Genomic DNA, 9,447 nt, shown 5'->3' on the forward strand with positions numbered 1-9,447 from the left:
TTGGTGCGGTAACGGTTGATAATTCTGCAGTAAATACCAATGCTGTTGGTTCATATACTGTAACCTATAATGTATCGGATGCTGAAGGTAATGCTGCTACGCAAGTAACACGTACGGTGAACGTTGTTGATACAACTAATCCAACTATCACGCTTAATGGTGCTGCTACAGTAACTGTTGAAGCCTGTGGAACATATAATGAATTAGGCGCTACTGCTGATGATGGTTGTTTAGCTATTGGTGCGGTAACGGTTGATAATTCTGCTGTGAATACCAATGCTGTTGGTTCATATACTGTAACTTATAATGTATCGGATGCGGAAGGTAATGCGGCGACGCAAGTAACACGTACGGTGAACGTTGTTGATACTACTGATCCAACTATCACGCTTAATGGTGCTGCTACAGTAACTGTTGAAGCCTGTGGAACATATAATGAATTAGGCGCTACTGCTGATGATGGCTGTTTAGCTATTGGTGCGGTATCGGTTGATAATTCTGCTGTTGATGTTAATACGGTTGGTTCATATACCGTAACCTATAATGTAACAGATGCTGAAGGTAATTCAGCGACGCAAGTAACACGAACGGTGAATGTTGTTGATACAACTGATCCTAATGCTGTATGTCAAAATATTACCATACAATTAAATGCATCTGGAAATGCCTCTATTACGGCTTCAGATATTAATAATGGTTCGAATGATAGTTGTAGTTCTATAACTATAAGTGCTTCACAAACTGCTTTTAATTGTTCTGATTTAGGAAACAATAATGTGACACTTACCGTTACAGATGCTGAAGGTAATACTGATACGTGTATAGCAGTTGTTACTGTAGAGGACAATGTTAATCCAAATACACCAACATTACCAACCATAACGGCTCAATGTAATGTGACGGTTCCTAATCCAACTACAACGGATGGTTGTAACGGAACCATAACTGGAACAACCTCAAACCCTACAACATATAACACACAGGGTGCTTATGTTATTACATGGACATTTGATGACGGTAATGGTAATAGCATTAATGTCAATCAAAACGTGGTTATAAATGATACAGTAGATCCAGTTGCGATCTGTCAAGATATTACTTTGCCTTTAAGTAATGGAACAGGTACAGCTACTATAACTGCTGCACAAATAAATAATGGCTCTACCGATAATTGTAATACAAGTAATTTAACATACTCGTTATCACAATCTTCTTTTGATTGTACGAATATTGGTCCGAATATCATTACAATGACTGTAACGGATGCAGGTGGTAATACAGATACGTGTACGGCAACCGTTACTGTGACGAGCCCTAATATTAATGGTGGTAGTGCTATTGGCTATTTGACCAATACAGAAACTGCTGCTGACGCTGATACGATAATTGAAGTTACAGCCTGTCCAGACGAACCACAAAATGCGATAATCACATTAAGTGGACAACAAGGTAATATTGTACGATGGGAGTATTCTACTAATGGGGGCTTAAATTGGACTTCTGTTGCCAACACAACCAATACGTATAATTTTAACGATATTTTACAAACGACTTTAGTGCGCGCTGTCATTCAAATAGGTGCTTGTAGTGCTTATTCAAATTTAGTTTACGTTGCTGTTGTACCGCCAGATGTACCGCCAACCATAGTTGGTCCTAGTTCATTTGACAATTGTATTGGTGATGTAATTACCGTTACTGCTCAAAGTGCTTTTGGTATAAATCCAGATTTTAACAATGGTGGTATGTTCAACGAAGCAAACCTTAATAATTTGGGTTGGATTGTTGATGGTGCCGCAGAAATGTCTGCAGGTGGTAACAATACCAATGATACCTACTGGAAAGAAACTAATGGTCCGAAGAAATTTAACGGTAGATGCTATGATACTACCGATAACTCAAAATTTGCTATAGTAAGTGGCGTATCAATTTATGATGCTCCAGACCATACTATTGCTCCTTTATCCACATTAGAGACTCCTATATTTAATACTCTTGGTCTTACAAATGCATCATTAGAGTTTGATCAAGCCTACTATTTAGAAGCTGGAGCTTGGTGTAAAATAGAACTGTCAGTAGATGGTGGTGCAACGTATAACATAGAATTAGATCCAGGTGCAGCTTATAATTATACCGGACCTAGTGATTCTGGGTTCCTTGCCAGTGTACCAGGTTTTACAGGACAATGTAGAAATACCACAGGTACTTTAGTTGACAAACCTGTTTCTATAGATTTACAAAGTTATATTGGTATGACTGGTTTGCGTATTAAATTCACATATTCTGGTACTACTAATAGTGCTTGGGCGTTGGATAATATTCGTATTCCACAAGCACCAGTTGATGAAGTTATTGAATGGGAAGATGAGGCTGGCGTTGTTGTAACAACAGGTGCTACCACAACCATAACACCCATTATTCCTGGTATTCAAATTTATGGCGCCACATCCCTTATTAATGGTTGTCGTTCAGAAGGTAGTGAAGGTACTGAATTTATAGATGTTAGTGCTAGTTTAGCTTATGCAGGTTTGGATGTTGATTTAACCACAGGAAACGATTGTGGTGAAGCTGAAATTCAATTGGCCGCTTATGATAATACCATTACAGCTTTAGACAATTACAACAATGGTGTTTGGGAACCAGGTGTCTATATTTATCCAGGTCAATCTTATGACCATGATAACAATGCTGCCACACCAAATATCATTGCTAATGAAAATCCTGATGGCACCATTAAAGACTTTAACGGAACTGGTAAAACTGGTTTTTGGTCAGCTACTGTAATTGATGATTTGGGTGGTTGTAATCCAGCGTATTCTTTTACAAATGTGAATAGTCCAAACTCTAAATTTATTGGTGAACCTGGTGAATATACTCTAACATGGACTGTTATTGTAGAATCTGAATCTTCACCTGGAGCCAATGATGCTGTTACGTGTAGCAGTGACATTAACGTGAAAATAGCAAAATGTAATGATGTTGATTTTGATGGTAATAATGATTACATAGCCTTTGATGATAATTTTGATTTATCTGGTAACTTTAGTATTTCAGCTTGGGTAAAACCTGAAGCAATTGGCGGTGACAAAACCATAATTTCGAAGAGAAATCCTAATAGTCCAAGTACTGGTTACGATTTAAAACTAAATAATGTTGGAAGACTTATATTTAGCTATAACAACAGTAATATTAACTCTGGCTCACGTCATTTAAATACTGACAGATGGTATCATGTAGCTGTTGTGCGCCAAGGTTCAAACTATAAACTATATATTGATGGCATTGAAATAAGTTCTACAACAGGATCTGCTCCTACTGGAAACAACAGTGATTGTCTGTTAGGTGCTGTTGAGCGCTCTACGGGAAAAACCAGTTTCTACAACGGTTGGATGGATGAAGTACGTATTTGGAATGTTGCACTCAATGTAAACCAGTTACGAGAAACTATGAATCAAGAAATCAGAGATAATGGTGGTTTAGTTGCTGGTGAAGTCATTCCATTAGATGTTCCAGGATTATCATGGAACAATCTAGACGGTTACTATAGAATGGGAGAAAACTGTGGAAAATTAACACCTTACGCTGGTTCAGTTTCTGGAAAATTACATAATATTAATTCACAACAAACAGAAAACGCCCCAATTCCTTACACCTCTCGTGTAGATGGTCAAAACTGGGCAACTGATAATACCTGGACACATTTCCAAGTTTGGGATGCACCAAATAGTATTGGTATTGATAACAGCACACCAATTGATTGGAATATTGTTCAAATTTCACATAATATTGATTCTGGAAATAAAGACATTACTGTTTTAGGATTAATATCGGATAATACAACGAAAGAATTAACCATAGCAAATCCAGGTTCTCCTCAAAATGAGACCAATACTGGTCAAATGTTATGGGTAACACATTACCTAGATTTAGATGGAAAAATAGATTTAGTTGGTGAGTCGCAACTCATTCAAAAGCGTTATAATGCTAGTCAAGTAAATGGCAGTATTTTCAATAATACGAGTTTGGGATATATTGAGCGAGACCAACAAGGTACCAGCAATCCGTTTAACTATAACTATTGGAGTTCTCCTGTAGCACAAAACAACGCTGCTGCTGACAATAGTAATAGTTATAACTTAAGTGGTGTGTTACGAGATGGTACAACAACCGTTAATAATCCAATGGGCAGACCAATTAATTGGATAGGTGGCTATACGGCTGCGGCCAGTAATCCAGCTCAAGTGAGTAATCGTTGGCTATATGCTTATATTAACAATCCTGCCGAGGACTATTATGAATGGGAATATATAGGTAATTCAACATCCATTCCAATTGGTTTAGGTTACACTATGAAAGGTAGTGGAAATGCTGGAACAACCCAAAACTACGTGTATGTTGGAAAACCAAATAACGGTACCATCACAACACCTATTGGAGCAACAAGACAGTCGCTGGTTGGTAATCCATACCCTTCTGCTATAGATTCAAGACAGTTTATAATAGATAATGGTCCAAGTGGTACTAACAGTATTACGGGTACTTTATATTTCTGGGAGCATTATACATCTAATGCAACGCACGTAACCGAATTATATGAAGGTGGTTATGCTGCTTTAAATTTCACTGGAGGTGTTGGCGCTGTTCAACATCCAGACTTAATCATTAGTAATAACGGAACTAAAGTTCCAGAACGTTATATCCCTGTTGGTCAAGGTTTCTTTGTAGAAGCAGGATCAAATACCAGTAATGTTGAGTTTAATAATGGTCAGCGAATCTTTAAAACTGAAGCATTTACAGCCGATTCCTATGAAGGCTCTGTGTTTATAAGAAGTGGTAATAACCAAAATAGAACTGAAGATTCAATTCAGCGTGTGAGATTGCGATTTACTTCTCCAGAAGGTGGAAAAAGACCATTACTACTAGGCTTTGTACCTAGTGGTGCTGCAACCGATGGTGTTGACTGGGCTTATGATGGCAGGAATAATGATGAATCAAATGACAGTGATTTATCATGGTTGATAGAAGGCAAGCGATTTGTAATTCAAGGTGTTGGTGAATTTGAAAGCACCAAGCAGTATCCGTTGGGTATGTTTTTAACTTCCAATGGTACTATCAAGATTGAACTAACAGCATTAGAAAATTTTGAAACTGAAATTGATGTGTATATTTATGATTCTTTATTAGGAACGTATACACGCATTAATGATAGAGGTTTTGAACTGGATATGGATGCGGGTGAATACTTTGATAGATTCTTTATTGCTTTCCAATCTGAAAGCTTATCAGTTGATGAAATTGAAAGCACAACAGAAAGTGATCTATTAGTGAACTACTTGAATAATTCAGGAGAAATTTATATAAATGTCCCTAATAATGTGACTGTGAAGCAAGTATTCTTAATCCAGATTCTAGGTCAAACTGTTAATTCATGGGAAATAACTAACGCAAGTACTTATTTACTAGCTCCAGAAATTAGAATTCCTGTTAAAGGAATTACGGATGGTACCTACATTGTTAAAGTGATTACAAAAGATAATCAAACAATTAATAAGAAAGTAGTCATAAAAAAATAAAATAATCTTATTGAATTTCTAAAAGCGACTCTTAAGAGTCGCTTTTTTTATTTGACTTTGTTAAAAAATAATGCATTTCATCGTTTTTTATCGTATTTCGTAGATTTAAGAGACTAAAATCATTATTTTAGTAGCACCTAACTTCCCTCCTTGTTAATACCCAAATCAATGAGATTAATAGCCAACTTTAGCCTAGCTCTATTATTTTGCTTCATGAGTACAAATTCTAACAGCTCCAACGAAACCAAAACAAATGCCTTTGAATACAGAACCATGCAACGGGTTCGTATTGATTTTGAAAGCCCTAATGGCTATGTAAGACCTTTGTTATTAGGTTTTACTACCGATAATGCTGCAACTGATGGTGTTGACTACGGATATGACGGTGCAAATTTTGATCAATTTCCTGATGATTTATTCTGGTTAATAGAAAACGATAGTTATGTTATACAAGGAGTCGGCGAATTTAACCAAACAAAGCAATACCCTTTAGCCCTGTTTTTAGAAAACTCTGGAAATATCGCAATTTCACTAAACAGTTTAGAAAATTTTGATACTACTATTAATGTATTTGTTTATGATAGCCATTTAGATACTTATACAGCTATTAACGATACCGATTTTAGTATGGATATTTCTAGTGGTGAATATCTAAACAGATTTTACATAGCATTTATGGATTCTAATGGTTCTGAAGATAATGAAAATGTAGTTTTATCCACCCATGAATCAGACGTAAAGAATTCAACCATTCAATATTACGGCTCAATAAAAACACTACATATTGAACTCCCTGATGAATCTTTGTCATCTTATAGTACTATCAATGTTTTTAATATAAGTGGTCAACGCATTCAAGAATATATTATGAAACCAAATACCAACAAATTAAGAGTTTCATTAAGTGATAACATGGAAAAATATCTAATTGTTGAAGTAATTTCCAGTAATCATTCACAAAGAAAATTATTGGCAATTCATTGATGTTTAACCAAATTAAAGTCAAATCACAATCCGATAAATGCATTTTATCGGATTTTTTTGCTTTTTATAGATGATTATTTGAATTTTTGTAATATATTAGCCGCAAATAATTCATTAAACCCCAAATCGATGAAATTAAATTACCCTCAAAGCATGGCTTTTGCATGCTTATTATTTTTGTTCTTTACAATTGATTTAGCCTACTCGCAAAATCGAAATGAGCAATTAGCCGAAACATATCTCAATCAAAAAGGTGAAGTCACATTCAGCTTTCAAGTTGATAATGCACGAGACATAGAGCAATGGGAGACACAACTTTCCATTTTAAACTTTGACGCTAGGACCAATACAGTTTACGCCTGGGCAAATACTAATCAGTTCAGACAATTTCGACTTCAAGGTATTGACTACTCTGTTGCTGAAAGAGACAATACCTCTAGTGGGATTGTAATGTCAAATGAATTATCAGAAAACACAAGAAGAGGTCCTTATCCTTTATCCTTTCCTTTAACTGCTTATCCAACCTATGCTGATTACGCTCAACAAATGCAAGAGTTTGCAAACAACCATCCAAATATTTGTGAATTAGTTGATATTGGTGGTACTACAGAAGGTGTTTCTGGAGGTGATAAACGATTATTATTCATCAAACTGTCTGACAACGTTGGGACAGATGAAGCTGAACCTAAATTGATGTACACGTCATCAATACATGGTGATGAAATTACAGGTTATCCCCTTATGCTTGACTTGATAAATTATTTTATTACTGCTTATGAGGATATAGGTCATTCCGACCACACACGTATAAAAAATTTAATTGACAATTCAGAAGTTTGGATTAACCCAATGGCAAATCCAGATGGTACATATTATAATAATGCATCAAACACATCGGTTGCAAATGCACGACGTGCCAATGCAAATGGGTTGGACTTAAACAGAAACTACCCTGATAACGTAGCTGGACCCCACGCCAATGGTCATACAGCCTATGAATTGGAAACCCAACACTTTATGACCTTGGCAGACAATAACCATTTTGTTATTTCAGCTAATTTTCACGGAGGCGTTGAGGTTGTAAATTATCCATGGGATAATACGTATGACAGACATGCTGATGATGATTGGTATATTCATATTTCAAGAGAATATGCTGATAACTGTCAAGCTGATGGACCATCTGGCTATATGGATTATCTAAATAATGGTATTACGCATGGTGCTGATTGGTATCGTGTATATGGTGGTCGACAGGATTTTATGAATTATTATCACCAATGTAAAGAAACCACTATTGAATTATCTGATGTTAAGTTAATTCCAGCTAGCCAACTAGTCAATCACTGGAATTACAATCAAGAAGCCTTGATTGATTATTTGATACAAGGAACATACGGATTTCAGGGAATTGTAAAAGATGCGGTTACTGGAAATCCTATTGAAGCAACCATTACGCTTGTAGGCCATGATAATACAGGGTCACATACCGTAAGCTCATTACCTCATGGTGATTATTACAGACCTATTTATGCAGGAACATATGATTTATTGTTTGAAGCAGATTGTTATGAATCATTTACATTAAGCAGTCAAACCATTGCTAACTATGAAACCAAGATTTTGGCCGATGTCATGCTAAATCCAGTTGCTGGATCTGCTCCAAGCAATTTAGTTGCTAGTAATGTAGCTGCTACTTCAGCGGACATAAGTTGGAATGCTATAACTGGAGCTGACTATGATTATCGTTATCGTGAAGTTGGTTCATCTACATGGATTACAGTAGCAACTTCTAATGCTTCAATTACACTTTCTGCTTTGACCCAAAGCACACAATATGAAATACAAGTAAGAAGTTCTTGCGATAGTAACACATCATCTTATAGTGCTTCTGTTTTATTTACGACAACTACTCCTCCTCCTTGTTCAGGAACAATAGTGAATTCATTCCCTTATTCAGAAAGTTTTGAAAACACACTAGGAGATTGGACGCAAGATGGTTCAGATGATTTTAATTGGTCTTTTGATACTAACTCTACTCCATCATCTAATACTGGACCTAATGGTCCGTCTAACGGAACATATTATATTTATACTGAAGCCAATGATGGAGATGATTTTCAAGAAGCAATCTTAAACAGCCCATGTTTTGATTTAACTACCAAAGAAAATGCAAGTTTTTCCTTTGATTATCACATGTATGGTTCTCAGATAGGAAGCTTATCATTAGAGGTTTCTACAGATGATGGAAATAATTGGACCAATATCCAAACTTTTAATGGGCAACAACAAGGAAGCAGTTCAGCCGCTTGGCTGACACATACTGAAGATTTATCTGCTTACGAAGGTAATTATGTTAGATTAAGAATTATAGGACAATTAGGTAATGTAACTGGTCAACGAAGAAGTGATATTGCAATTGACAATGTTGGTTTAACAGCAGATGATGTTTCAATTACTCCTATTGCAGATTGCCAAGATATAACGATAACATTAGACGCTACAGGAAATGCTACAATTACAGCTAATGATGTTGATAATGGTGGTAGTGCTGGAAATTTATCAATAGATATTTCAAGTTTTGATTGTAATGATATTGGAAATAATAATATAACATTAACAGCTACGAATCCAACTAATCCTTTAGATACCGATAGTTGTATAGCAGTGGTAACAGTAAATCAACAAGCTGCTCCTACTCCAACTAATTGTTGGGACAACTATGTTTATAATCCAACTTCTTGTACTTGGGAGAATCAGGGATCACAACCGACTGAACCAACAGCTACAAACTGTTGGGATGATTACCAATTCAACACCACATCATGTACTTGGGAGAATCAGGGATCACAACCGACTGAACCAACAGCTACAAACTGTTGGGATGATTACC

At 36.1% G+C, this 9,447-nt stretch carries 3 protein-coding genes; all 3 read left to right on the plus strand.

The features are described 5' to 3' along the window. The coding region (locus HGK31_RS14580; RefSeq protein WP_191861099.1) for an immunoglobulin-like domain-containing protein at positions 1–5,570 on the plus strand (5,570 nt) is incomplete at its 5' end. A 213-nt stretch (positions 5,571–5,783) separates the two neighbouring features. Continuing rightward, complete coding sequence (locus HGK31_RS14585) at positions 5,784–6,554, plus strand: hypothetical protein (protein WP_191861101.1); 771 nt, start codon at positions 5,784–5,786, stop codon at positions 6,552–6,554. A 129-nt stretch (positions 6,555–6,683) separates the two neighbouring features. Then, a partial coding sequence (locus HGK31_RS14590; RefSeq protein ID WP_191861103.1) for a M14 family zinc carboxypeptidase occupies positions 6,684–9,447 on the plus strand: 2,764 nt, incomplete at its 3' end.

It is taken from the genome of Hanstruepera ponticola, assembly GCF_012931685.1.
Lineage (GTDB): Bacteria > Bacteroidota > Bacteroidia > Flavobacteriales > Flavobacteriaceae > Hanstruepera > Hanstruepera ponticola.